Source organism: Kitasatospora sp. NPDC101447 (assembly GCF_044767225.1).
Lineage (GTDB): Bacteria > Actinomycetota > Actinomycetes > Streptomycetales > Streptomycetaceae > Kitasatospora.
In genome coordinates, this window is the sequence record NZ_JBIWNL010000010.1 from 217,619 (window position 1) to 244,169 (window position 26,551).

The window sequence follows — 26,551 nt, forward strand, 5'->3', positions numbered from 1 at the left end:
TCAGTCCTGGGCGTGGTCGGGGTCGTTGCGCAGGGCGGCCTGCACCAGGTCGTCCAGGTCCATCGCGTCGATCGCGTCGGTGTCGTCGGATTCCTGGGCGGGCGAACCGTCGGCGAGCCTCAGCAGCGCGTCCAGCACGCCGCTGCGCCGCAGGCGGTCCAGCGGGACGGACTCGACGAGCGCCCGCAGGCGGGCGCGCTCGGGGTCCGAGCCGTCCGTTCCGGCCCCGCCGTCGCCCTCGAACAGCAGGCCGAGCAGGTGCTCGGCGAGCTCGGTCGGGCTCGGGTGGTCGAAGACGAGCGTCGGGGACAGGTCGAGGCCGGTGGCGGCGCCGAGCCGGTTGCGCAGCTCGATCGCGCCGAGCGAGTCGAACCCGAGGTCACGGAAGGCCTTCTCGGGGCCGACGGCCTCGGTGCCGGGCAGTCCCAGCACCTCGGCCGCGCGGCCGCGCACCAGCCCGAGGAGGGCGGCGGAGCGACGGGCCGGACTGAGCGCGGCCAGTTCGGCCCGCAGCTCGCGGCCGTTGGCGTTGTCCCCACCCGGACCCTGCGGGTCGGCGTAGCCGGGGAGCTCGGCGAGCAGTCGGCTCGGGCGGACGGCGGTGAAGGCCCGGACGAAGCGGTCCGGGTCGACGTCGGCGACCAGCGTCGTCGGCGCGGTGTCGAGGACGGCGCGGCGCAGCGCGGCGACCGCGACGGCCGGGTCGAGCGGCCGGATGCCGGTGCGGCGGGCGGCCTCGCCGGCCCGGGCGTCGGCGGCCATGCCGCCGCCGGCCCAGGCGCCCCACGAGAGGGACGTGGCGGCGAGTCCGTCGGCGCGGCGGCGTTCGGCGAGGGCGTCGAGGACGGCGTTGGCGGCCGCGTAGTTGCCCTGGCCGGGGTTGCCGACGGCTGCGGAGGCGGAGGAGAACAGGGCGAACACGGCGAGGTCGTGGTCCCTGGTCAGCTCGTCGAGCAGGAGGGCCGAGCTGGCTTTGGCGCGGTAGACGTCCTCGAACCGGTCGGGGGTGAGGCCGTCGATGACGCCGTCGTCGAGCACGCCGGCGGCGTGGACGACGGCCGTCAGCGGGTGCTCGGCGGGCACGGCGGCCAGGACGGCGGCCAGCGCCTCCCGGTCGGCCGCGTCGCAGGCCGCGAGGGTGACGGTCGCTCCGGCCGCGGTGAGTTCCCGGCGGAGCTCGGTCGCGCCGGGGGCGTCCGGGCCGCGGCGACTCAGCAGCACGAGGTGCCGGGCCCCGGCGGCGGCGAGGTTGCGGGCGACCTCACCGCCGAGTGCCCCGGTGCCGCCGGTGATCAGGACGGTGCCGGTCGGGTCCCAGCTCGTCGGGTCGCTCGCGGACCCGCCCGGTGTGGCGGCCAGGCGGCGGACGAGGACGCCGGTGGGCCGGACGGCCAGTTGGTCCTCCCCGTCCGGGTCGGCGAGGACGGCGGCCAGGAGGGTGCCCGCGCGCCGGTCGATGGTGGCGGGCAGGTCGATCAGGCCGCCCCAGCGCTGCGGGTGTTCGAGCGCCGCCACTCGGCCGAGGCCCCAGACGGCTGCCTGGGGCAGGCCGGTGACGCGGTCGCCGGGGGCGGCCGCGACGGCTTCCCGGGTGACGCACCACAGGGGTGCGCCGATCCGGGCGTCGCCGAGGGCCTGCACCAGGACGGCGGTGCGGACGAGCCCGCCGGGGACGCTGCCGTCCGCCGACTCGTCGAGCGCCAGGAGGGACACCACACCGGTGATCTCCTCGGCCGGGCAGGGGAGTTCGGCGAGCTGCTTGGCGAGGCCGGCGCGGTCGGCGTCGGCCTCGACGGTCAACCGGACGGCGCCCGGGCCGAGCACGGCGAGGACGGCGTCCGTCCAGGCCGCGTCGCCGTGTCCGGACGGCAGGACGGCGAGCCACGTGCCGGCCGGGGCGCCGGAGCGCGCCCGGTCGAGCGGCTTCCAGACGATCCGCCGGCGACGGGCGTCCACGGCAGTCTGCTCCTTGCGCCGGTCGTGCCAGTCGCGCAGCGCCGGGAGCACCTGGGCGAGGGCGTCGCCGTCGACGTCCAGGGTGCCGGCGAGCGCGTCGAAGGACGCGGTGCGCAGCGCCGTCCAGAACTCCCCGTCCGGGGACGCGGCCGAGGCGAACGACTGCTCGGGCCAGTAGCGCTGCCGCTGGAACGGGTAGGTGGGCAGGTCGACCCGCTGGGCGCCGGTGCCGGCGAAGACCGCCGACCAGTCCGGCGCGAGCCCGTCGGTGTGCAGGCGGGCGACGGCGGCGAGCAGGGTCGTGCGCTCGTCGCGGCCGTGGCGCAACGCCGTGGCGGTGATCACGGGGCGGGCCGGGTCGGCGTCCTCCCCGGTGTCGGCCTGGACGAGGGCGGACAGGACACCGTCCGGGCCGAGTTCGAGGTGGCGGCGCACACCGCGGGCGGTGAGGGCGGCGACGCCGTCGGCGAAGCGGACGGCCTCCCGGACGTGGCGCACCCAGTACGCCGCCCCGGTGTCACCGGTGACCACGTCGCCGGTCAGGTTGGACACGAGCGGGATGCGCGGGGCGGTGTAGGCGATGCCCCGGGCGGTCCGCTCGAAGTCGTCGAGCATGGCGTCCATGTGTACGGAGTGAAACGCATGGCTCACCCGCAAACGCCTAGTCCTGCGTCCGTCGGCGGCGAATCCGGCGGCGATGCGTTCGACGGCGTCCGCGTCTCCGGAGATGACGACGGAGCGCGGGCCGTTGACGGCGGCGATCGAGACGCCGTCCGTCAGCAGCGGCAGCACCTCCGCCTCCGGCGCCTCGACGGACACCATCGCTCCCCCACCGGGGAGTTCGGACATCAGCCGGGCCCGAGCCGCGACCAGCGTGCACGCGTCCTCCAGCGAGAACACCCCCGCCACGTGCGCCGCCGCGATCTCGCCGATCGAATGCCCGACCACGACATCCGGGCGCAGACCCCACGACTCCACCAACCGGAACAGCGCCACCTCCAGCGCGAACAACGCCGGCTGCGCATACCCCGTGTCGTCCAGCAGAGCCGCCTGAGCCGAACCCTCCTCCGCGAACAGCACCGGGCGCAGCGGCCCGGCCAGCCGTCCCTCGAAGCCCGACAGGACGGCGTCCAGCGCGTCGGCGAAGACGGGGTACGCCGCGTACAGCTCCCGCCCGGCGCCGGGGCGCTGCGAGCCCTGGCCGGGGAAGAGGAAGGCGGTCTTCCCGCCCAGGGCCGCGCCCTGGACCAGGTTGGACGCGGCCTGCCCGTCGGCGAGGGCGCGCAGGCCTTGTGCCAGCTCGTCGCGGTCGGCGGCGAGCACGGCGGCGCGGTGGTCGAGCAGCGTGCGGGTGGTGGCCAGCGAGTGGCCGAGGTCGCGGACCGTCAGCTCCGGGTCCGCGGCAAGGCGGCCGAGCATCAGGTCGGCCTGCTCGCGCAGCGCTCCCGGCGTCGCGGCGGAGAGCGGGACGGGCAGCGGCCGGTCGTCCGGACGTGCTTCGGCGGGCTCGGCCGCGGGCGGCGCCTCGACGATCACGTGGGCGTTGGTGCCGCTCGCACCGAAGGCGGAGACGCCCGCCCGGCGGGGGCGGCCGGTGGCCGGCCAGGCGGTCTCCTCGGTGAGGAGCTCGGCGGCGCCGGCCGTCCAGTCGACGTGCCGGGAGGGCGCGTCGAGGTGGAGGGTGCGCGGCAGCAGGCCGTGCCGCATGGCGAGGACCATCTTGATCACGCCGGCCACGCCGGAGGCGGCCTGGGTGTGGCCCAGGTTGGACTTCAGCGCGCCGATGAGGACGGGCCGTTCACGGTCCTGGCCGTAGGTGGCGAGGAGTGCTTGGGCCTCGATCGGGTCACCGAGCGTCGTGCCCGTGCCGTGCGCCTCGACGGCGTCGACCTCCGCGGGTGCCAGGCCCGCGTTGGCCAGGGCGCGCCGGATGACGCGCTGCTGGGACGGGCCGTTGGGCGCGGTGATGCCGTTCGACGCGCCGTCCTGGTTGGTCGCGGAGCCGCGCAGGACGGCGAGCACCCGGTGGCCGCGGCGCTCGGCGTCCGACAGCCGCTCGACGACCAGGACGCCGACGCCCTCGGACCACGCGGTGCCGTCGGCGGCGTCGGAGAACGTCCGGCAGCGGCCGCCCGGGGACAGCGCCCCCATCTCGCCGAACTCGACGAACCCGACCGGGCTCGACATCACCGTCACACCGCCCGCCAGGGCCAGCGAGCACTCACCGGAGCGCAGCGCCTGGGCGGCCAGGTGCAGGGCCACCAGGGAGGACGAGCAGGCGGTGTCCACGCTGACCGAGGGCCCCTCCAGCCCGAGGGTGTAGGAGAGTCGGCCGGAGAGCAGGCTCGCGGACTGCGCGGTCTCGACGTGACCGAGCTGGCCGATGGCCGGCCGGTAGTCGCCGCTGCCGCCGCCGACGAACACACCGGTGTCGCCGCCGCGCAGGCCCGCCGGGTCGATCCCGGCTCGTTCCAGCGCTTCCCACGCGGTCTCCAGCAGCAGGCGCTGCTGCGGGTCGACCACCATCGCCTCGCGCGGGGAGACCCCGAAGAAGGCGGCGTCGAACTCGCCCGCGTCGTACAGGAACCCGCCCTGCTGGGTGACGCTGCGCCCGCGCCCGTCGCGGTCGCCGTGGGCGAGCCGGTCGAGGTCCCAGCCGCGGTCCGCCGGGAACGGGCCGATCGCGTCGGCGCCCTCCCGCAGGAGCCGCCACAGGTCCTCGGGCGAGCGGACGCCACCCGGGTAGCGGCAGCCCATGCCGACGATCACGATCGGGTCGTCGGTGTCGGCCGCGGCAGCCGAACGCTCCACCTCCTGGGCCTCGTCGAAGAGTTCGCCGCGCAGGTGGGCGGCGAGGGCCGCCGGGGTCGGATAGTCGAACACGAGGGTCGCGGGCAGGCGCAGGCCGGTCGCGGTGTCGAGCCGGTTGCGCAGGTCGACGGCGGTCAGCGAGTCGAAGCCGAGGTCCTTGAACGGGTGCCCGGACGGCACGTCGTCGGCGTCGGCGTGGCCGAGCACGGCGGCCGACTCGGCCCGGACGATCGCCAGCAGGGCATCGGTGCGCTCGGTGGCCGACCGCTCGCGCAGGCCGGCGCGCAGCGCGTCGGCCCGGCCGGAGCCGCCGACGCTCGCGGCGGTCTCACTGACGGCCACGCGGGCCTCGGGCAGGTCGGCGAAGAGCCGGCTGGGCCGGGCCTCGGCGAAGGCGGGCGCGAAGCGCTCCCACGCCACGTCGGCGACCGTGACGGCGGGGCCGTCGAGGGCGGCGGCGAGGGCCGTCAGGGCGCGGTCGGGCGACATCGGCGGCAGCCCGTTGGCCCGCAGGTGCACGGCCAGGGAGTCGGGCGTACTACTGGCCCAGGCCCCCCACGAGACGGCGGTACCGGCCCGCCCGGTGGCACGACGGCCCTCGGCGAGGGCGTCGAGGAGCGCACTGGCGGCGGCCTCGTCGGCCCGCCCCTTCACGCCCCAGGTGCCGGTGATCGACCCGAACAGCACGTAGGCATCGAGCTCCCGGTCCGCGATCGCCTCGTCGAGCGCCCTGACGTCGGCGAGCAGCCCGGCGAGGTGGTCGGCGGGCTCGCCGGCCCGGCCCGCGTAGAGGACGGCGGAGAGCTCGGGGAGCCCGAGGACGGAGGCGACAGCCTCCGGGTCGCCGGGCGTGCCGGTGACGAGCGTCAGCTCGGCGCCGTGCTCGGCGAGCTCGGCGCGCAGGCGGTCGACGGCCCGGCCGTCGACGCCGGAGAGCAGCACCACCTGCCGGGCGCCCGCGCGGGCCAGCCAGCGGGCAGTGGGGCCCGCGTGGGCCTGCGCGTCGCCGACCACCAGGACCGTTCCGCGCGGGGTCCACGGGCGTGCGGTGTCGGCCGTCGTGGCGCGCACGAGGCGGCGGGCGAAGGCTCCGGCGGGGCGCAGCGCCAGCTGGTCCTCGCCGTCCCCGGCCGTCAGCAGGGCGCGCAGACGGGCCGACGTGCGGGCGTCGGGTGCCTCCGGGAGGTCGATCAACCCGCCCCAGCGCTGCGGATGTTCGAGGGCGGCCACCCGGCCGATGCCCCAGACGGCCGCCTGCGCGGCGTCCTGCGGGGCCTCGGTGTCGCCGACGGCGACGGCACCGCGGGTGAGGCACCACAGCGGGGCCTCGACGCCTGCCTCGCCCAGGGCGGCGAGCAGGACGTCCGGCCGGGCGAGCCCGGTGGGCAGGCCCTCGGCGGCGGCGAGCAGGGACACCACGCCGGTGACCGGCGCGGCGAGCGGGCCCGGGTCCACAACGTCGTCCCCGTCGACCGCCACGCGCACGACGTTCGCGCCGAGGGCCGCGAGCACTGCGGACGTCCAGGCGTCGTCGTCCCGGTCGGACGGGACGAGGGCGAGCCAGGTGCCCGGCAGGGTGTCCGGGCCGGTGGGGGCGGCGTACGGCTTCCAGACAGTGCGGTAGCGCAGCCGGTCGGCGTCGCTCCGCTCGGTCCGGCGGCGGCGCCACGCGGACAGGGCGGGGAGCAACGCGGTCAGCGACGTGTCGTCGTCGAGGCCCAGGGTCGTGCCGAGGGCGGCGGTGTCGGCGCGCTCGACGGCGGACCAGAACGCGGCGTCCGCCGGGTCGCCGGCGGCGACGGTCTCGGGTGCGCGCTCGGGCCAGTACAGCTCGCGCTGGAACGGGTAGGTGGGCAGGTCGACGCGCGCGGCGCCGGTGCCGGCGAGCAGTGCGGTCCAGTCGACCGGCACGCCGGCGACGTGCAGCCGGGCGAGGGCGGTGACGAGCGTCTGCTCCTCGGGCCGGTCGCGGCGGCAGGCCGGTTCGGCGACGAGGTCGCGGTCGCCGGTGGAGCGCTGGGCAAGCGCGGCGAGGACGCCGTCGGGGCCCAGCTCCAGGAAGGCGGTGGCGCCCGCGTCCGCCAGTGCCCGGACGCCGTCGGCGAATCGGACGGTCTCGCGGACGTGGCGCACCCAGTAGTCGGGCGACTCGACACCGTCGGCCAGGGTTCCGGTCAGGTTGGAGATCAGCGGGACCGACGGCGCCCGGTACGCGAGCCCGTCGAGGACGGCCCGGAAGTCGTCCAGCATCGGGTCCATCAGCGGCGAGTGGAAGGCGTGGGAGACCCGCAGGCGCGTGGTCCGGCGGTCGGCGAAGTGCGCCTCGATCGCCGCGACGGCTTCGGTGTCGCCCGAAACCACCACGGACGTGGGCCCGTTCACCGCCGCGATCGACACCGACTCGCCCAGCTGCGGCAGGACTTCGTCCTCCGGCGCCTCCACGGCGAGCATCGCGCCGCCCTCCGGCAGCGCCTGCATCAGCCGGCCACGGGCGGCCACCAGCGTGCACGCGTCCTCCAGCGAGAACACTCCGGCCAGATGAGCCGCCGCCACCTCGCCGATCGAGTGCCCGGCCACGAACTCGGGCCGCACGCCGAGCGATTCGACGAGCCGGAACAGCGCCACCTCGACGGCGAACAACCCCGCCTGGGCGTACTCCGTCCGGTTCAGCAGTTCCTCGTCCGTGCCCCACACGACGTCCCGCAGCGGTCGGTCCAGCAACTGGTCCAGTCGCGCGCAGACGCCGTCGAAGGCCTCGGCGAACACCGGGAAGCGGTCGTACAACTCCTGTCCCATGCCGAGTCGTTGCGAGCCCTGTCCGGAGAACAGGAACGCCGTCGAGCGCTCGGCGGCGACGCCGCGCGCGACCTCGGCGCCGTCCAGCAGCACCGCCCGGTGCCCGAGCGAGGCCCGGCCGACGGCCAGCGAGTGGGCGACGTCCAGTGCGGACGGCCCGTCCGCCTCGGCCAGGCGCGCGAGGGATGCGTCCAGCGCGGCCTCCGACCGGGCGGAGACCACCCACGGCGCCGCGTCTGCGCGCAGCACCGGACCGGCCGGATCCACGGCCGGAGGCGCCTGCTCCAGCAGGACGTGCGCGTTGGTGCCGCTCAGCCCGAAGGAGGAGACGCCTGCCCGGCGCGGGCGGCCGGTCTCCGGCCAGTCGCGGGCCTCCGTCAGGAGCTCGACGGCGCCGGCCGTCCAGTCGACGTGCCGGGAGGGCGCGTCGACGTGCAGCGACTTCGGCAGTTCCCCGTGCCGCATCGCGAGCACCGTCTTGATCACGCCGGCGGCGCCGGCGGCGGCCTGGGTGTGGCCGAGGTTGGACTTCACCGAGCCGAGCAGCAGCGGCCGTTCGCGCTCCCGCCCGTACGCGGCCAGCAGGGCGTGCGCCTCGATCGGGTCGCCGAGGGCGGTGCCGGTGCCGTGCGCCTCGACGGCGTCGACCTCGGCGGCGGTCAGGCCCGCGTCGGCCAGCGCCGCGCGGATCACGCGCTGCTGGGCCCGGCCGTTGGGGGCCGTCAGCCCGTTGGAGGCGCCGTCCTGGTTGACGGCGCTGCCGCGCACGACCGCGAGCACCGGGTGCCCGAGCCGGCGGGCGTCCGAGAGCCGCTCCAGGACGAGCACGCCCGCGCCCTCGGACCACGCGGTGCCGTCGGCGGCGTCGGCGAAGGGCTTGCAGCGGCCGTCGGCGGCGAGGCCGCCCTGCGCGGTGAACTCGACGAAGGCGTCCGGGCTGGACATCACCGAGGCGCCGCCGGCCAGGGCCAGCGAGCACTCCCCGGCGCGCAGCGCGCGGGCGGCCAGGTGGAGCGAGACGAGGGCGGAGGAGCAGGCGGTGTCGACGGTGACGGCGGGCCCCTCCAGGCCGAGGGTGTAGGAGAGGCGGCCGGACAGGACGCTCGCCGTGTTGCCGGTGGCGGCGTGGCCTCGGACGTCGGCGGTGCCGCGGCGCAGCACGGTCAGGTAGTCCTGGCCGTTGGTGCCGACGAAGACGCCGGTGTCGCTGCCGCGCAGGCGGTCGGGGGCTATGCCGGAGCGTTCCAGGGCCTCCCAGGAAGTCTCCAGGAGGAGGCGCTGCTGGGGGTCCATGGCGAGGGCTTCGCGGGGCGAGATGCCGAAGAAGCGGGCGTCGAAGCGGCCGACGCCGTCGAGGAAGCCGCCGTGGAGGGTGGCGGAGCCGCCGCGGCCGAGGGTGTCGAGGTCCCAGCCGCGGTCGGCGGGGAACGGGCGGATGGCGTCGGCGCCGTCGCCGAGCAGCTGCCAGAGGTCCTCCGGCGACTCGATGCCACCGGGGAAGCGGCAGGCCATGCCGACGATCACGATCGGGTCGTCCGCGACGTCCCGCAGGGCCGGGGCCCGGTCGGGTTCGGGCAGGGCACCGAGGAGTTCGGCGAGCAGGTGGGCGGCCAGGTCGGCCGGGGTCGGGTGGTCGTAGACCAGGGTGGCGGGCAGGGTCAGGCCGGTGACGGCGGTGAGGGCGTTGCGCAGTTCGACGGTGGTGAGGGAGTCCATGCCGAGGTCGGTGAAGGGCTGGTCGGCGCCGACGCGCTCGCCGCCCGCGTGGCCCAGGACGGCCGCGACGCGGGTGCGCACGAAGTCGAGGACGAACCGCTCCCGGGCCCGCTCGGAGAGCTCGGCCAGGCGCTGACGCAGTCCGGACTCCGGGGCGGACGCCATCGGCCGGTCCGCCGGTCCGACCAGCTGGGCGATCAGCGGGACGGGCCGCTGCGCGGTGAACACGGCGGCGAAGCGCTGCCAGTCGATGTCGGCGACGGTGAGCGCGGTGTCGTCGTGGTCGAGCGCGTGCCCGAGGGCGGCCAGGGCGCGCTGCGGCACCATCGGGGTGTAGCCACCCCGGCGCACCCGCTGCTCGACGCCGCTGTCGGCCCCGGCCATGCCGTCGCCGGCCCACGGGCCCCAGGCGATCGCGGTGGCCGGTCGGCCGTCGGCGCGCCGCCGTTCGGCGAGGGCGTCGAGGAAGGCGTTGGCGGCCGCGTAGTTGGCCTGTCCGGCCGCGCCGATGGTGCCGGCGGTGGAGGTGAACAGGACGAAGGCGGCGAGGTCGGCGTCGCGGGTCAGCTCGTCGAGGTGGAGCGCGGCGTCGGCCTTGGGGCGGAGCACCTCGGCGAACCGCTCGGCGGTCAGGGTGTCGAGGGTGCCGTCGGCGACGACGCCGGCGGTGTGGAACACGGCGGTGAGCGGCTGGTCGGCGGGCACCGTGGCGAGGACGGCCGCGAGGGCGTCCCGGTCCGCGACGTCGCAGGCGGCCAGGGTGACGGTCGCTCCGGCCGCGGTGAGTTCCCGGCGGAGCTCGGTCGCGCCGGGGGCGTCCGCGCCGCGGCGACTCAGCAGCAGCAGGTGCGCGGCGCCCTGCGCGGCGAGGCGGCGGGCGAGCTGCCCGCCGAGTCCGCCGGTGCCGCCGGTGATCAGGACGGTGCCGGTGGGCGTGTACGGCCTGGCGGCCGGGCGCTCGCCCAGCGGGTGATCCAGCGGGTGCCGCACGAGGCGCCGGGCGAAGGTGCCGGAGGCGCGGACGGCGAGCTGGTCCTCGCCGTCGGTGCGGGCGAGCGCGGCGGCCAGACGGCGCAGCGCGGTGTCGTCCAGCTGCTCCGGCACGTCGATCAGGCCGCCCCAGCGGGTGGGCAGTTCGAGGGCGGCGGAGCGGCCGAGGCCCCAGACGGCGGCCTGCCGGGGGTCGGCGGGCCGGTCGGAGCGGCTGGTGGCGACAGCGCCGCGGGTGAGGCACCACAGCGGGGCGGTGATGTTCGCGTCGCCGAGGGCCTGGACGGCGGTGACGGTGGCCGCGAGCGGGTCGTCGCCGAGCGCGAGCAGGGACAGGACGCCGGTGAACTCACGCTCTTCCGCGGTCACGTCACGGAGCTGTGAAGCGAGTGCGGCCCGGTCGCCGACGACACGGAGGGTCACCGCGTCGACGAGCCCGTCCGCCCAGCTCGCGTCGTCCGAGGCGAGCACCAGCCAGCGGCCGGACGGCCGGGCCGCAACAGCGCCCTTCGCGTCGAGCGGCACCCAGGCGGCGCGGTAGCGCCAGGCGTCGACGGTGGAGCGTTCACGCCGGGCGCGGCGCCAGGTGGACAGGGCGGCCACGGTGTCCCGGTCGAGGTCGAGCCCGGTGCCGAGCGTGCCGAGGTCGCCGCGGTCGACGGCGGCCCAGAACTCGGCATCCACGGGGTCGGATCCCACCGACGGGGCGGACCGCCCCTCCGGCCAGTAACGCTCCCGCTGGAACGGGTACGTGGGCAGGTCGGCGCGGCGGCCACCGGTGCCGGCGAAGACGGCCGTCCAGTCGGGGCTCACGCCCTGAACGAACAGCCGGGCCAGCGCGGCCGTCAGGGTCGGGACGCCGGGCCGGCCACGCCGCAGTGCGGGCACGCCGGCGAGGTGTGCGCCGTCGCCGAGGGTGTCGCGGGCGGCGGCGGTGAGGACGCCGTCCGGGCCGAGTTCGAGGAAGGCGGCGGCGCCGTGGCCGGCGAGGGCGCGGACGGCGTCGGCGAAGCGGACGGTGGCGCGCACCTGCCGGGCCCAGTACGCGGGCGCGGCGAGTTCGTCGGCGGTGGCGGGCGCGCCGGTGACCGTGGAGATCAGCGGGATCGCCGGGGCGTGGTAGGTGAGCGTGGCGGCGACGCGGGTGTAGGCGTCGAGCATCGGCTCCGTGAGCGGCGAGTGGAAGGCGTGCGACACGCGCAGTCGCTTGGTGCGCCGCGCCTGGGCCTCGAACTGCCCGGCGATGCGCAGGACTTCGCTCTCGTCGCCCGCGAGGACCACCGACGTGGGCCCGTTGACGGCGGCGATCGAGACGCCGTCCGTCAGCAGCGGCAGCACCTCCGCCTCCGGCGCCTCGACGGACACCATCGCTCCCCCACCGGGGAGTTCGGACATCAGCCGGGCCCGAGCCGCGACCAGCGTGCACGCGTCCTCCAGCGAGAACACCCCCGCCACGTGCGCCGCCGCGATCTCGCCGATCGAATGCCCGACCACGACATCCGGGCGCAGACCCCACGACTCCACCAACCGGAACAGCGCCACCTCCAGCGCGAACAACGCCGGCTGCGCATACCCCGTGTCGTCCAGCAGAGCCGCCTGAGCCGAACCCTCCTCCGCGAACAGGACGTCCCGGACGGGCCGTTCGTCTGCGAGGTCGAATCGGGCCAGGACGGCGTCGAGCGCCTCCGCGTACACCGGGTACCGGTCGTACAGCTCCCTGCCCATGGCCGGGTACTGGCTGCCCTGGCCGGTGAACAGGAAGGCCAGGCCACCCGCGGCCGGTCGACCGGCGACCAGGGCCGCGTCCGGCAGCCCGTCCCGCAGCGCGGCGAGGGCGCGCCGCAGCTCGGCGCGGTCGCCGGTGGTGACGGCGGCGCGCCGGTCGAGCGCGGTGCGGGTGGTGGCGAGGGAGAACGCCAGGTCGGCGAGAGGCAGTTCGGGCCGCTCGTCGAGCGCGGTCAGCAGCCGCTCGGCCTGGGCGCGCAGGGCCTCGTCGGTACGGGCGGACAGCGTGAAGGGCACGGTGTCGCCGTCCGTCGGCGCAGCGGCCACGACGGCGGTCGGCGCCTGTTCGAGGATCACGTGTGCGTTGGTGCCGCTGAGCCCGAAGGAGGAGACGGCGGCCCGGCGAGGACGCCCGGTCTCGGGCCAGTCGCGTGCCTCGGCGAGGAGCTCGATGGCGCCCTCCGTCCAGTCGACGTGGCTGGAGGGCCGGTCGATGTGCAGGCTGGCCGGGAGCACGCCGCTGCGCAGCGCGAGCACGGTCTTGATGACGCCGGCCACGCCGGAGGCCATCTGGGTGTGGCCGAGGTTGGACTTCACCGAGCCGAGCAGCAGCGGCAGTTCGCGGTCCTGGCCGTAGGTCGCGAGCAGCGCCTGCGCCTCGATCGGGTCGCCGAGCCTGGTGCCGGTGCCGTGGCCCTCGACGGCGTCGACCTCGCCCGGGGCGAGCCGGGCGCCGGCGAGCGCGGCGCGGATCACGCGCTGCTGCGCGGGCCCGTTGGGCGCGGTGAGGCCGTTGGAGGCGCCGTCCTGGTTGACGGCGGAGCCGCGCAGGACGGCGAGCACCGGGTGGCCGAGCCGCTGGGCGTCGGAGAGGCGCTCGACCAGGACGAGGCCGACGCCCTCGGCGAGGCTCATGCCGTCGGCGGCCTCGGCGTAGGCCTTGCAGCGGCCGTCGACGGCCATCGCGCGCTGGCGGCTGAAGCCGACGAACGCGTTGGGCGTGGCCATCACGCTGACGCCGCCGGCCAGGGCGAGGGAGCTCTCGCCGTTGCGCAGCGACTGGCAGGCCAGGTGCAGGGCGACGAGCGAGGACGAGCACGCGGTGTCGAGCGTGACGGCCGGGCCCTCGAAGCCGAAGGTGTAGGAGAGCCGGCCGGACAGGACGCTGGGGATGGTGCCGGTGACGAGGTGGCCCTCGGCGCCGTCCTGGGCGGAGTCGCCGGGGCTGTAGTCCTGGTAGCTGGCGCCGATGAAGGTGCCGGTGAGGCTGCCGCGCAGGGCGGACGGGTCGAGGCCTGCGCGCTCCATCGCCTCCCAGGCCGTCTCCAGGAGGAGGCGCTGCTGCGGATCCATGGCGAGGGCCTCGCGCGGGGAGATGCCGAAGAACGCGGCGTCGAAGTCGGCGACGCCCTGCAGGAAGCCGCCGCGCACCGAGTACGTGCGGCCGGGCGCGTCCGGGTCCGGGTCGTACAGCCCCTCGGTGTCCCAGCCGCGGTCCGCCGGGAACTCGGTGATGGCGTCGCCGCCCGAGGTGACGAGCCGCCACAGGTCCTCGGGCGAGGCGATCCCGCCGGGGTAACGGCAGCTCATTCCGATGATCGCGATCGGCTCGTCCGGTGCGACGCTCACCATGGTGGCGGCGGGGCCGCCGACGGCGCCGGCGATCTTCTCGCGCAGGTGGCGCACCAGGGCGAGCGGGTTCGGGTGGTCGAACACGAGGGTGCTGGGCAGCGTGAGACCGGTCGCGGCGGTCAGCCGGTTGCGCAGGTCGACGGCGGTCAGCGAGTCGAAGCCGACGTCGCGGAAGGCCCGCTGCTCGGACAGGACCTCGGGCGAGGCGTGGCCGAGCGTGGTCGCCGCCTCGGCGCGGACCAGGTCCAGCAGCCGGCGCTCCTGCTCGGCGGCCGGCAGGGCGCGCAGCCGGGCCGCGAACTCGCCGTCCCCGGAAGGGCGTTCGGCGGCCTCGGCGAGCCGGCGCACCTCGGGGACGTCCTCGAACAGCGCGGTCGGGCGGCCGGAGGTGAAGACCGGGTGGTAGCGCTCCCAGTCGACGTCGGCGATCGCGAGCACCTGCTCGTCGGCGTCCAGGGCCTGGCGCAGCCCGTCCAGGGCGAGCGACGGGTCCATGAAGACCAGGCCGCTGCGGCGGATCTGGCCGGGGTCGACCCGGCCGAGCTTCAGGTCGTCGGCCCAGATGCCCCAGGAGATCGCGGTCGCCCGGCCGCCGCGGGCGCGGCGGTGCTCGGCGAGCGCGTTGAGGTAGGCGTTGCCGGCGACGTAGGCCGCGTGCCGGCCGCTGCCCCACAGGCCGGCGGTGGAGGAGTACAGCACGAAGGCGTCGAGCTGGTCGTCGGGCAGGAGCTCGTCGAGGTGGCGGGCGCCTGCGGTCTTGGCGTGCAGGACCTTGGCGAACGCCTCGGGGGTGGTCTCCTCGACGGACAGCAGCTCGATGACGGCGGCGGTGTGCACGACGGTCCGCACCTCGTGGCCGGCGGCCGCGAGGTCGGCGAGCATCCGCTCGACGGCGTCGCGGTCGGTGAGGTCGCAGGCCAGCATCGCGGCCTCGCAGCCCGCGGCGGCGAGTTCGGCGAGGAGGTCGGCGGCGCCGGGCGCGGCGGGGCCGCGGCGGCTGGTGAGCACGATCCGCTCGGCGCCCTCGGCGGCGAGCCGGCGGGCCAGGTGCGGGGCCAGGGTGCCGGTGCCGCCGGTGATCAGGACGGTGCCGCGCAGCGGCCGGTTCTCGGCACGGGTGACGGCCTCGGCACGGACGATGCGGCGGGCGAAGGCGCCGGAGGGGCGGATCGCCACCTGGTCCTCGTCGCGGGCGGCCAGCACGGCGGCCAGCCGCTCGCCGCCGCGCCGGTCGAGCACGTCCGGCAGGTCGACGACGCCGCCGAAGCGCTGCGGATGCTCCAGGGCGGCCGTCCAGCCGAGGCCGTGGACCTGCGCCTGGACCGGGTTGGCGACCCGGTCGGTGCGCCCGGCGGCGACGGCGCCGCGGGTGAGGCACCACAGCGGGGCGTCCTGGCCGGTGTCGCCGAGGGCCTGGATCAGCGCGAGGGTGAGCGCGACGCCCTGGGGCAGGGCGGGGTGGCGCTCGCTCGGCCGCCCGGCGGTGGCGAGCAGGGAGACGATCCCGGCCAGGTCCCCGGAGGCGGAGTCGAGGAGGCCGGCGAGCCGCTGCCGGTCGGTGCAGGTGTCGTCCAGGACGAGCGTTTCGACCCGGGCGCCGTGCGCGGTCAGGGCCTCGACGACGTCCTCGCCCTCGCCGTCCACAGCGGTGACGAGCAGCCAGGTGCCGTCCAGGCGGGCGGAGGCGGCGGTGAGCGGCTTCCACGTCGCCCGATAGCGCCAGGAGTCGAGCGTCGAGCGCTCCCGCCGGCGGCGGTGCCAGTCTGACAGCGCGGGCAGCACCGGCGCGAGCGCATCGCTGTCGATGCGCAGCCGGGCGGCCAGCGCCTCGATGTCGGCCTCCTCGACGGCGCTCCAGAACTCGCCGTCCTCCGGTGCCCCGCCGGGGCGCGGCGCGACGGCCCACAGGTGCTCGTGCTGGAAGGCGTAGGTGGGCAGCGGGACGCGGCGCCCGCCGGCCACGAGGGCGGACCAGTCGGCCCGCCCGCCGCGGACGAAGGCCTCGGCGAGTGAGGCGAGGAAGCGGTCGGTGCCGCCCTTGTCGCGGCGCAGGGTGCCGACGGCGGTGGCGCGGTCGCCTCGGTCCTCGGCGGTGGCCTCGATCGCCATGGTGAGCACGGTGTGCGGGCTGACCTCGACGAACAGGCCGTGGCCCTGGGCCAGCAGCTCCCGCACGGCCGGGTCGAAGCGCACGGGCTGCCGCAGGTTGCGGTACCAGTAGCCGGCGTCCATGGCGGTGGTGTCGAGCCAGTCGCCGGTGACGGTGGAGAAGAACGGCACCTGGGCGGCGCGAGGCCGCACGGGGGCGAGGGCCGTGAGCAGGTCGTCCCTGAGGAGTTCGACCTGGGCGGAGTGCGAGCCGTAGTCCACGCTGATCCGCCGGGCCCGCAGGCCCTCGGCCTCGAACTCGGCCATCAGCTCGTCGAGTTCACCGGCCGGACCGGCGACGACGACGGTCCGCGGGCCATTCACGGCGGCGACGGTCAGCCCGCCGCCGCGCGAGCGCAGCCGCTCCTCGACCTCGTCGGCCGGCAGCGGCACGGAGACCATCCCGCCGGAGCCCGCCAGGACGTGGCCGATCAGCCGGCTGCGCAGCGCGGCCACATGGGCGCCGTCCTCCAGGGAGAGCGCCCCGGCGACGACGGCCGCGGCGATCTCGCCCTGGGAGTGGCCCACCACGGCGTCCGGGTGGATCCCGTGGGCGCGCCACAGCTCGGCGAGGGCCACCATGACGGCGAAGGTCGCGGGCTGGACGACGTCGACGCGGTCCAGCGCGGGCGCGCCCTCGGCCTGGCGCAGCACGTCGAGCAGCGACCAGTCGACGTGCGCGGACAGGGCCGCCGCGCACTCGGCGATGCGCTCGGCGAACACCGGCGACTCGTCGAGCAGGCGGGCGCCCATGCCGGCCCACTGCGCGCCCTGGCCGGGGAACACGAAGACCGTCCGACCACCGTCCTCGGCGAGGCCGTGGACGGCGGTCGGCGCGGAGGCGCCGGTGGCGAGCGCGGCGAGGCCCTCGCGCAGTTCGGCGGTGTCGGTGCCGAGCACGACGGCCCGGTGCTCGAACAGGGCGCGGGTGGTCAGCAGGGTGTGCCCGACGTCGCGCGGGCGCAGGTCCGGCTCGGCGTCGAGGTGGTCGGCGAGGCGTGCGGCCTGGGCGCGCAGGGCGCCCGGTGTGCGCGCGGAGAGCACCCACGGCACGACGCCGTCCGGGGTCTCGGCGACCGGGGTCTCGGCGGCGGCGGGTGCCTCCTCCAGCACGACGTGCGCGTTGGTGCCGCTGATGCCGAAGGAGGACACCGCGCAGCGGCGGGTCCGCTCGCCGGCCGGCCAGGGTGCGGGCTCGTTCAGCAGGGTGACGGTGCCCGGGGTCCAGTCGATGTGCGAGGACGGCTCGTCCGCGTGCAGGGTGGCCGGCAGCACGCCGTAGCGCAGCGCCTGGACCATCTTGATCACGCCGGCGACGCCGGCCGCCGACTGGGTGTGGCCGATGTTGGACTTGACGGAGCCGAGCAGCAGCGGGCGTCGCGGGTCGCGGTCGCGGCCGTACGCGGCCTGGAGGGCCTGGGCCTCGATCGGGTCGCCGAGGGCGGTGCCGGTGCCGTGCGCCTCGACGGCGTCGACGTCGTCCGGCGTCAGGCCCGCGTTGGCGAGGGCCTGGCGGATGACGCGCTGCTGGGACGGCCCGTTGGGCGCGGTGAGCCCGTTGGAGGCGCCGTCCTGGTTGATCGCGGAGCCGCGGACGACGGCGAGCACGGGGTGGCCGTTGCGCTCGGCGTCGGAGAGCCGCTCCAGGACGACGACGCCGACGCCCTCGGCGAGGGTCATGCCGTCGGCGGCCTCGGAGAAGGCCTTGCAGCGGCCGTCGGCGGCGAGCGCGCGCTGGCGGCTGAAGGCGATGAAGGCGTTCGGGTTGGTCATGACGGTGGCGCCGCCGGCGAGCGCGAGGGAGCTCTCGCCGCCGCGCAGCGACTGGCAGGCCAGGTGCAGCGCGACGAGCGAGGAGGAGCACGCGGTGTCGACGGTGACGGCCGGGCCCTCCAGTCCGAACAGGTAGGCGAGGCGGCCGGAGAGCACGCTCGGGCTGGTGCCGGTGACGGCGTGCCCGGCGGAGCTGTCGTCCATGCCGAGCCCGTACTCCTGGTACGTGGACCCGATGAAGGTGCCGGTGGCGCTGCCGTGCACGGAGGACGGGTCGATGCCCGCGGATTCGAGGGCCTCCCAGGTGGTCTCCAGCAGCAGGCGCTGCTGCGGGTCCATGGCGAGGGCCTCGCGCGGGGAGATGCCGAAGAACGCGGCGTCGAACTCCCCGGCCCCGTGCAGGAAGCCGCCCCGGGTGGAGTAGGTGCGGCCGGGCGTGTCCGGGTCGGGGTCGTGGAGTCCGGTGTCCCAGCCGCGGTTGTCCGGGAACTCGGAGATGGCGTCGGTGCCCTCGGCGACCAGCCGCCACAGCTGCTCGGGGGTGGCCGCGCCGCCGGGGAAGCGGCAGCCCATGCCGACGATGGCGATCGGCTCGTCGGGGTCGGCGGCGGCGACCGGGTGTGCCGTCACCTCCTGTGGTCCTTCGAGCAGTTCGCCGCGCAGGAAGGCGGCCAGCGCGACCGGCGTCGGGTGGTCGAAGGCCATCGTGCTGGGCAGCGGCAGGCCGGTCAGCACCGCGAGGCGCTTGCGCAGCTCGACGGCGGTGAGCGAGTCGAAGCCGGCGTCACGGAAGGCACGCTTGTCGGGCACCCCGTCGACGGAGCCGTGGCCGAGGACGGCGGCCGCCTCCCGGCGCACCAAGTCGACGAGCAACCGGTCCCGCTCGGCCTCGGGCAGGCCGCGCAGCCGACGGACGAGGTCGGAGGCGGCGCCCGTGTCGGCCTCGGCGCCGCGGGCGAGGGCACGGACCTCGGGCAGCTCGTCGAACAGCACGCTCGGCCGGGCAGCGGTGAAGACGGGGGCGTAGCGCTCCCAGTCGACGTCCGCGACGGTCACGGCGACGTCCTCGTGGACGATCGCACGGCGCAGCTCGGTGAGCGCGGTCTCCGGGGCGAGGAAGCGCAGGCCCTGGCGGCGCAGCCCGTCGGAGACGGCCTCGTGTGCGGCCATGCCGGCGCCGGCCCACGGGCCCCAGGCGATCGAGGTGGCGGTCAGGCCGCGGGCGCGGCGGTTCTCGGCGAGGGCGTCGAGGTAGGCGTTGGCGGCGGCGTAGGCGCTCTGGCCGGCGCTGCCCCAGATGCCGGCGACGGAGGAGAACAGGACGAAGAAGTCCAGGTCGTGGTCGGCGAGTAGGGCGTCGAGGTGGGCGGCGCCGTGCAGCTTGGCGGCGGTGAGGCCGTACAGGTCCTCCAGGGGGGTGTCGGTGAGCGGGGCGGCCTGGCCGACGCCGGCGGCGTGCACGACGCCGGTCAGCGGGTGCTCGGCCGGGATGGCGGCAAGGACGGCGGCGAGCGCGTCGCGGTCGGCGACGTCGCAGGCGACGACGGTCGCGGAGGCGCCGTGTTCGGCGAGTTCGGCGACGAGCTCGCCGGCGCCGGGGGCGTCCGGGCCACGGCGGCCGGTGAGCACGAGGTGCCGGGCGCCGCTGCGGGCCAGCCAGCGGGCCACCTCGGCGCCGAGCGCGCCGGTGCCGCCGGTGACGAGGACGGTGCCGTCGGCGGTGAACTCCTCGGCACGGGGCAGCTCGTCGACGGCGTGCCGCACCAGGCGGCGGCCGTACGCGGCGGTGCCGCGCAGCGCGACCTGGTCCTCGCCGCCGCGCACACCGGCCGCCAGGACGCCGACCAGGCCCTGCACGGTCGGCGCGTCCAGTACCGGCGGCAGGTCGACCAGCCCGCCCGGCGCCTGCGGCCTTTCCAGGGCGGCGACCCGGCCGAGGCCCCAGGCGGCGGACTGGACGGGGTTGGTGAGCGGGTCGGCGGGCCCGGTGGAGACGGCTCCGCGGGTGACGGTCCACAGCGGTGCGGCGGAGTGCAGGTCGCCGAGGGCCTGGGCGAGGACGACGCCGAGCGCGATGCCCTCGGGCAGGCCGGGCCCGGGGACGGGCCGGTCGGCCAGCGCGACGAGCGACAGGATGCCGCTCAGCTCGCCGAACCCGGCGATGCGGGTGGCGAGTTCGGCCCGGTCCCGGCAGGCCTCGTCGACCGCCAGCCGCTCCAGCCGGGCGCCGTGGCCGCGCAGGGCTTCGAGCAGTTCGGCGTCGTCGATGCCGTCAACGGTCACGACCAGCCAGGTGCCGTCCAGCACGGGCGCGGCCGCCGGGCGGACGGGCCGCCAGTGGACGCGGTAGCGGGCCGCGTCGAGCTGCGCCTTCTCGTGCCGGGTGCGGCGCCAGTCGGCGAGGGCGGGCAGGAGGGCGTAGAGGCCGGCGTGCTGTTCGTCGCGCAGGCCGAGCAGGTCGGCGAGTTCGGCGGCGCTGCCGCGCTCGACGGCGCCCCACAGGGCGGAGTCGGCGGGGGCGGCGGGCGACGGGTGGGCGGTGCCGGGCTCGGCCTCGGGCCAGTAGCGCTCGTGCTGGAACGCGTAGGTGGGCAGGTCGGTGCGGCGGGCGCCGGTGCCCGCGTACAGCGCGGCCCAGTCGAGGGCGTGGCCGCGCACGTGCAGCGCGGCCAGGGCCAGGGCGGCGGTCCGTTCCTCGCGACGTGCAGCGCGCAGCAGCGGGACGGCCGCCACGGCAGCGGCGTCCGCCAGGACGTCCTCGGCCAGGACCTCCTCGGTCAGCGCGGACAGCACGCTGTCGGGGCCGAGTTCGAGGAAGGTGGCGGCGCCGGCCGCGCGGGCGGTCCGGACGCCGTCGGCGAAGCGCACGGCCCGGCGGACGTGCTCGACCCAGTGGTCCGGGGAGCACAGCTCGGCCTCGGTGGCGAGCTCGCCGGTGGTGTCGGAGACGATCGGGACGGCCGGCGCGCGGAACTCCAGCTCCGCGACGGTACGCCGGAACTCCTCCAGCATCGGTTCCATCAGCGGCGAGTGGAAGGCGTGCGAGACGCGCAGCCGTTTGGTCCTGCGGCCCTCGGCCGCGAACTCCCCGGCGATGCGCAGGACTTCGTCCTCCAAGCCGGAGACGACGACGGCCCGGGGACCGTTGACGGCCGCGACGGAGACGCCGGGCGCCAGGCGCGGCAGCACCTCGTCCTCGGTGGCCTCGACGGAGACCATGGCGCCGCCCTCGGGCAGTGCGTCCATCAGACGGGCCCGCGCGGCGACGAGCGCGCACGCGTCGGCGAGCGAGAGCACCCCGGCGCAGTGTGCGGCGGCGATCTCGCCGACGGAGTGGCCGAGCAGCACGTCGGGGCGCACGCCGAGCGAGGTGACCAGGCGGAACAGCGCGACCTCGACGGCGAAGATCGCGGGCTGCGCCCAGCCGGTGCGGTTCAGCAGCTCCTCGTCCTCGCCCCACAGCACGTCGCGCAGCGGGCGGTCCAGACGGGGGCCGAACTCGCGCAGCACCTCCTCCAGCGCCTCGGCGAACACCGGGAAGCGCTCGGCGAGTTCGCGTCCGGCGCCGAGGCGCTGGGCGCCCTGGCCGGCGAACAGCACGGCGAGTTTGCCGGCGCCGGTCTCGCCCGCGACCAGCCCGGCGGCGGACTCGCCCGCGGCGATGGCACTCAGGGCGGCGAGCAGCTCGTCGCGGTCGCCGCCGACGGCGACGGCGCGGTGGTCGAAGCCGGAGCGGGTCGTGGCGAGCGAGAGGCCGAGGTCGGCCGGGCTCGCCGCCGGGTCCGCGCCGGCGAACGCGCGCAGGCGAGCGGCCTGGTCGCGCAGCGCGGCCTGGCTGCGGCCGGCCAGCGGCCAGAGCAGGACGGGCTCCGCAACGGCGGGAGTCCGGACGTGCACCGCCGCTGTGGGGGCCTGTTCGAGGATCACGTGGGCGTTGGTGCCGCTGAAACCGAACGACGACACGCCGGCCCGGCGCGGCCGGCCGGTGTCCGGCCAGTCCGCCTCCTCGGTCAGCAGCTCCACCGCGCCCTCGTCCCAGTCCACGTGGGAGGAGGGCTCGGCGGCGTGCAGGGTGCGGGGCACGACGCCGTGCCGCATCGCCAGCACCGTCTTGATCACGCCCGCGACGCCCGCGGCGGCCTGGGTGTGGCCGAGGTTGGACTTCACCGAGCCGAGGAGCAGCGGGAGTTCGCGGTCCTGGCCGTAGGTGGCGAGCAGTGCCTGGGCCTCGATCGGGTCGCCCAGGGAGGTGCCGGTGCCGTGCGCCTCGACCACGTCGACGTCGGCCGGCACGAGCCCGGCGGTCGCCAGGGCCTGACGGATGACGCGCTGCTGGGACGGCCCGTTCGGGGCGGTGAGCCCGTTGGAGGCGCCGTCCTGGTTGACGGCGGAGCCACGCACGACGGCCAGCACCGGGTGCCCGTTGCGACGTGCGTCGGACAGGCGCTCCAGGGCGACCACGCCGACGCCCTCGGACCAGCCGACCCCGTCGGCCCGGTCGGAGAACGCCTTGCAGCGCCCGTCCGGGGCGAGGCCGCGCTGACGGGAGAACTCGATCAGCGAGGTCGGGGTGGACATCACCGTGACACCGCCGGCCAGCGCGAGCGTGCACTCGCCGGCGCGCAGCGCCTGCATGGCCCAGTGCATGGCGACGAGCGACGACGAGCACGCGGTGTCGACGGTGACGGCCGGGCCCTCCAGGCCGAGGGTGTAGGACACGCGTCCGGAAGCGATGCTGGGCGAGGTCCCGCTGCCCTGGTGGCCCTCGTACCGGCCTCCGGCGAGCAGCGCGGAGTAGTCGTTGTACATCACGCCGGCGAACACGCCGGTGCGGCTGCCGCGCAGCGACACCGGGTCGATCCCGGCCCGCTCGACCGCCTCCCAGCAGGCCTCCAACAGCAGGCGCTGCTGGGCGTCGGTGGCCAGCGCCTCGCGCGGGCTCATGCCGAAGAAGCCCGGGTCGAAGTCGGCGGCCTCGTGCAGGAAGCCACCGAAGCGGGTGTAGCTGGTGCCGAGGTGGTCCGGGTCCGGGTGGTAGAGCGCGTCGACGTCCCAGCCGCGGTCGGTGGGCAGGCCGGAGATCGCGTCGGTGCCCTCGCGCACCAGGCGCCACAGGTCCTCGGGCGAGGCGACGCCGCCGGGGTAGCGGCAGCTCATGCCGACGATGACGATCGGGTCGTCGTCGGCCGCCGCGCGCACGGGGGCCGCGGCGGCGGGCGCCTGGGCGCCCGTGAGCCCCTCCAGGACGTGCCCGGCCAGGGCGGTGACGGTCGGGTAGTCGAACACCACGGTGGCCGAGGTGCGCAGGCCGGTGGCGGCGCTCAGCCGGTTGCGCAGCTCGACGGCGGTGAGCGAATCGAAGCCGAGGTCCTGGAACGGGCGGTGGGTGTCGACCTCGGACGGGTCGGCGTGCCGCAGCACGGCGGCCACCTGGCCGCGGACCAGCTCGACGACGGCCTCGGTGCGGCCGCGGTCGTCCAGCCCGGCCAGTCGGCGGGCGAGGGCGCCCGACGCCTCGGACGCCGTCACGGCGGCGCGCCGGGCGGGGGTGCGGATCAGGCCGCGCAGCAGTGGCGGCACCTCGCCCCGGGCGCGCAGCGCCGGGAGGTCCAGCCGGACGGGGAGGAGGACCGACTCGGGGCGGGCGAGGGCGGCGTCGAACAGCGCGGTGCCGGCGGCCTCGGAGAGCGCCGGGGTGCCGAGTCGGGCCAGCCGGTCGAGGTCCGCGTCCGTCAGACCGTCGGTCATACCGCCGACCGGTGCCCACGGGCCCCAACCGAGCGACTGCCCGGGGAGTCCGACGGCGCGGCGGGTGCGCACGAGCGCGTCCGCGAAGGCGTTGCCGGCGGCGTAGTTGCCCTGGCCGGCCGCGCCGACCGTGCCGGAGAAGGACGAGAAGACGACGAAGGCGGCGAGGTCGAGCGCGCGGGTGGCCTGGTGCAGGTGCCACAGGCCGTCGGCCTTGGGCCGCAGCACGGCGGCGAGCCGTTCGGGGGTGAGCGACTCGATCACGCCGTCGTCGAGCACACCGGCGGCGTGCACCACGGCGGTCAGCGGGTTCTCGGCCGGCACGCCCGCGATCAGGCGCTCCACGGCGGCGCGGTCGGTGAGGTCGCAGGCCTCGACGACGACGGCAGCGCCCAGTCCGGAGAGCTGCGCCGACAGGTCGGCGGCGCCTTCGGCCTCGGCGCCCCGGCGGCTCGCGAGCAGCAGACGCCGGACGCCGTGCTCGGCGGCCAGGTGTCGGGCGAGGACGGCGCCGAGCCCACCGGTGCCGCCGGTGATCAGGACGGTCCCGTCCTGGTCCCACGTGCTGCCGGTGGCTTCCACCGCAGCCGCCCGGGCCAGCCGGGCCGCGAGGACGTGGCCGCCGCGCACGGCCAGCTGCGGCTCGTCGCCGCCGAGCGCCCGCTCGGGCAGCGGGCCGCCGGCCGGGTCCAGGTCGACGAGCCCGAAGCGGCCCGGGTGCTCGGCCTGTGCGGAGCGCACCAGGCCCCAGACGGCGGCCGCGGCCGGGTCGGTGACCTCGTCGTCCGCGCCGGTGGCGACGGCGCCGCGGGTCACGAAGACCAGCCTGCCTTCGCTCGTCCCGTCGGTGAGCCATTCCTGGAGCCGGGCCAGGGCCCGGGCCGTCAAGACGTGGGCCGAGCCGACCGGGTCGGCCGGATCGCCCGCGAGCGGCACGAGGACCACCTCGGCCGGGCCGGCGCCCGCCGTCGGCTGCAGACCGAGGCCGAGCGGATCCTCGTCCGGCACGGCCACCGAGGCGGGGGCCTGCGCGCCGCCGCGCGGCCGGGACCAGCGCAGCTCGAACATCGCGTCCCGCTCCGGCCCCACTCCCGCTGAGGCCGGGAGGGCCCGCAGCAGCAGCGAGCCGACCGAGGCGACCGGACCGCCCGCCGCGTCGGCGAGCTCGACCGCGACGGAGTCGTCCCCGGTCGCGGACAGCCGCACCCGGATCACCGACGCCCCGGTGGCGTGCAGGCTGACGTCCTGCCAGGAGAACGGCACCCCGCCGAGCCCCAGGAACGCGGTGGCGTGCAGCGCGGCGTCCAGGAGCGCCGGGTGGATCCCGAACGCGCCCGCCTCGCCGCTCACGCCCTCGTCCAGCGCGACCTCGGCGAACACGTCCTCGCCGCGCCGCCAGGCCGCGCGCAGCCCGCGGAAGGCCGGGCCGTAGCGGAAGCCCGCCCCGGCCAGCCGCTCGTCCAGGCCGTCCAGGTCCAGCGGTTCGGCACCGGCCGGCGGCCACGCCGTGAACTCCTCGGTGGTGTCCGGGTGTTCTCCTGCCGTGAGGACACCGTCGGCGTGCTGCGTCCACGGGGCGTCCTCGTCGCCCTCGGGGCGGGCGTAGACACCGACGGTGCGCCGTCCGCTCGCGTCGGCCCGCCCGGCCCAGACCTGCACCTGGACGCCGCCCTGCTCGGGCAGCGCCAGCGGCGCGGTGAGCGTCAGTTCCTCCACGCGGTCGCAGCCGACCTCGTCGCCCGCGCGCACGGCGAGCTCCAGGAAGGCCGTACCGGGCAGCAGCACGGTGCCGTCGACGGTGTGGTCGGCCAGCCACGGGTGGGTGCGCAGCGAGAGCCGGCCGGTCAGCAGCAGGCCGTCGGTGTTGGCGAGCGAGACGGCGGCGGCGAGCAGCGGGTGGTTGGCCGAGCCGAGCCCGGCGGCGCGGACGTCGCCGGTGCGGGCCAGCGCGGTCTTCGGCCAGTAGCGCCGGTGCTGGAACGCGTAGGTGGGCAGGTCGACGGGGCGGGCACCGGTGCCCGCGAAGTAGGCGTCCCAGCGCACCGGGACGCCCCGCACGTGCAGGCCGGCCAGGGCCTCGGTGAGCACCTCTGCCTCGTCGCGGCCGGGACGCAGCGTGGCGACGGCGGTCGTCTGCTCGTCGACACCGCTCCGGGCGAGTGCGGCGAGGGCGCCGTCCGGGCCGAGTTCGAGGAACAGCCCGGTGCCGTGACCGCCGAGCCAGGCGACGGCGTCGGCGAAGCGGACGGCCTGGCGGGCCTGGTCGGTCCAGTAGTCGGCGGAGGTCAGCTGCTCGACGGTGGCGAGCGTGCCGGTGAGGGTGGAGACGATCGGGATCGCGGGCGCCTGCGGGGCCAGTCCGGCGACGACGGCACGGAACTCGTCGAGCACCGGATCCATGAGCGGTGAGTGGAAGGCGTGGGAGACGCGCAACCGCCGTACCTTGCGACCGAGTTCGGTGAAGTGCGCGGCGACGGCCTCGGTCGCCGCGGTCCCACCCGCGACGACCACGGCCTGCGGCCCGTTGACGGCGGCCAGCGACACGCCGTCGCCGAGCAGCGGGACGACCTCGTCCTCGCTCGCCTGCAGCGCGACCATGGCGCCACCGGCCGGCAGCGCCTGCATCAGCTGGGCCCGGGCGGCGACCAGCGCGCACGCGTCGGCGAGTGAGAACACTCCGGCGACGTGCGCGGCGGCGATCTCACCGACGGAGTGGCCGGCCAGGTAGTCCGGCCGCACGCCCCAGGACTCCAGCAGCCGGTACAGGGCTACCTCGACGGCGAACAGCGCGGGCTGGGCGTGGCCGGTACGGTTCAGCAGTTCCTCGTCGGTGCCCCACAGCACGCCGCGCAGCGGCGAGTCCGGCCGCCCGTCGAGCGCGGTGAGCACCTCGTCCAGCGCGGCGGCGAACACCGGGAAGCGGGCGGCCAGTCGGCGGCCCATGCCCAGGCGCTGCGAGCCCTGCCCGGCGAACAGGAAGGCGAGCTTGCCCCGGCCCTGGATGGTGCCCAGGACGGCCCGGCCGTCGCCCTCGCCGTCCGCGAGCGCGGTGAGCGCCGCGACGGCCTCGGCCCGGCCGACCGCGGTGACGACAGCGCGGTGCTCCAGGGCGGCGCGGGTGGTGGCGAGCGCGTGGGCGAGGTCGGCGTCGGAGCCCTCGGCGTCCGTCCCCAGGAAGGCGACCAGCCGCTGCGCCTGGGCGCGCAGCGCCTCGGGGGTACGGCCGGAGACGAGCCAGGGCAGTACCCCGTCCTCG

The 26,551-nt window shown here is 76.7% G+C and carries 1 protein-coding gene (only partly in view); it reads right to left on the minus strand.

Going from position 1 to position 26,551, the window contains the following annotated elements; all coding sequences use genetic code 11:
- Positions 1-26,551 carry the 3' portion of a type I polyketide synthase gene (locus tag ACIRST_RS17445; RefSeq protein WP_402803026.1) on the minus strand. Its footprint extends 1,376 nt past the window's final position, so the window shows 26,551 of its 27,927 coding nt (coding positions 1,377-27,927); its start codon lies off the right edge, out of view; its stop codon occupies positions 1-3.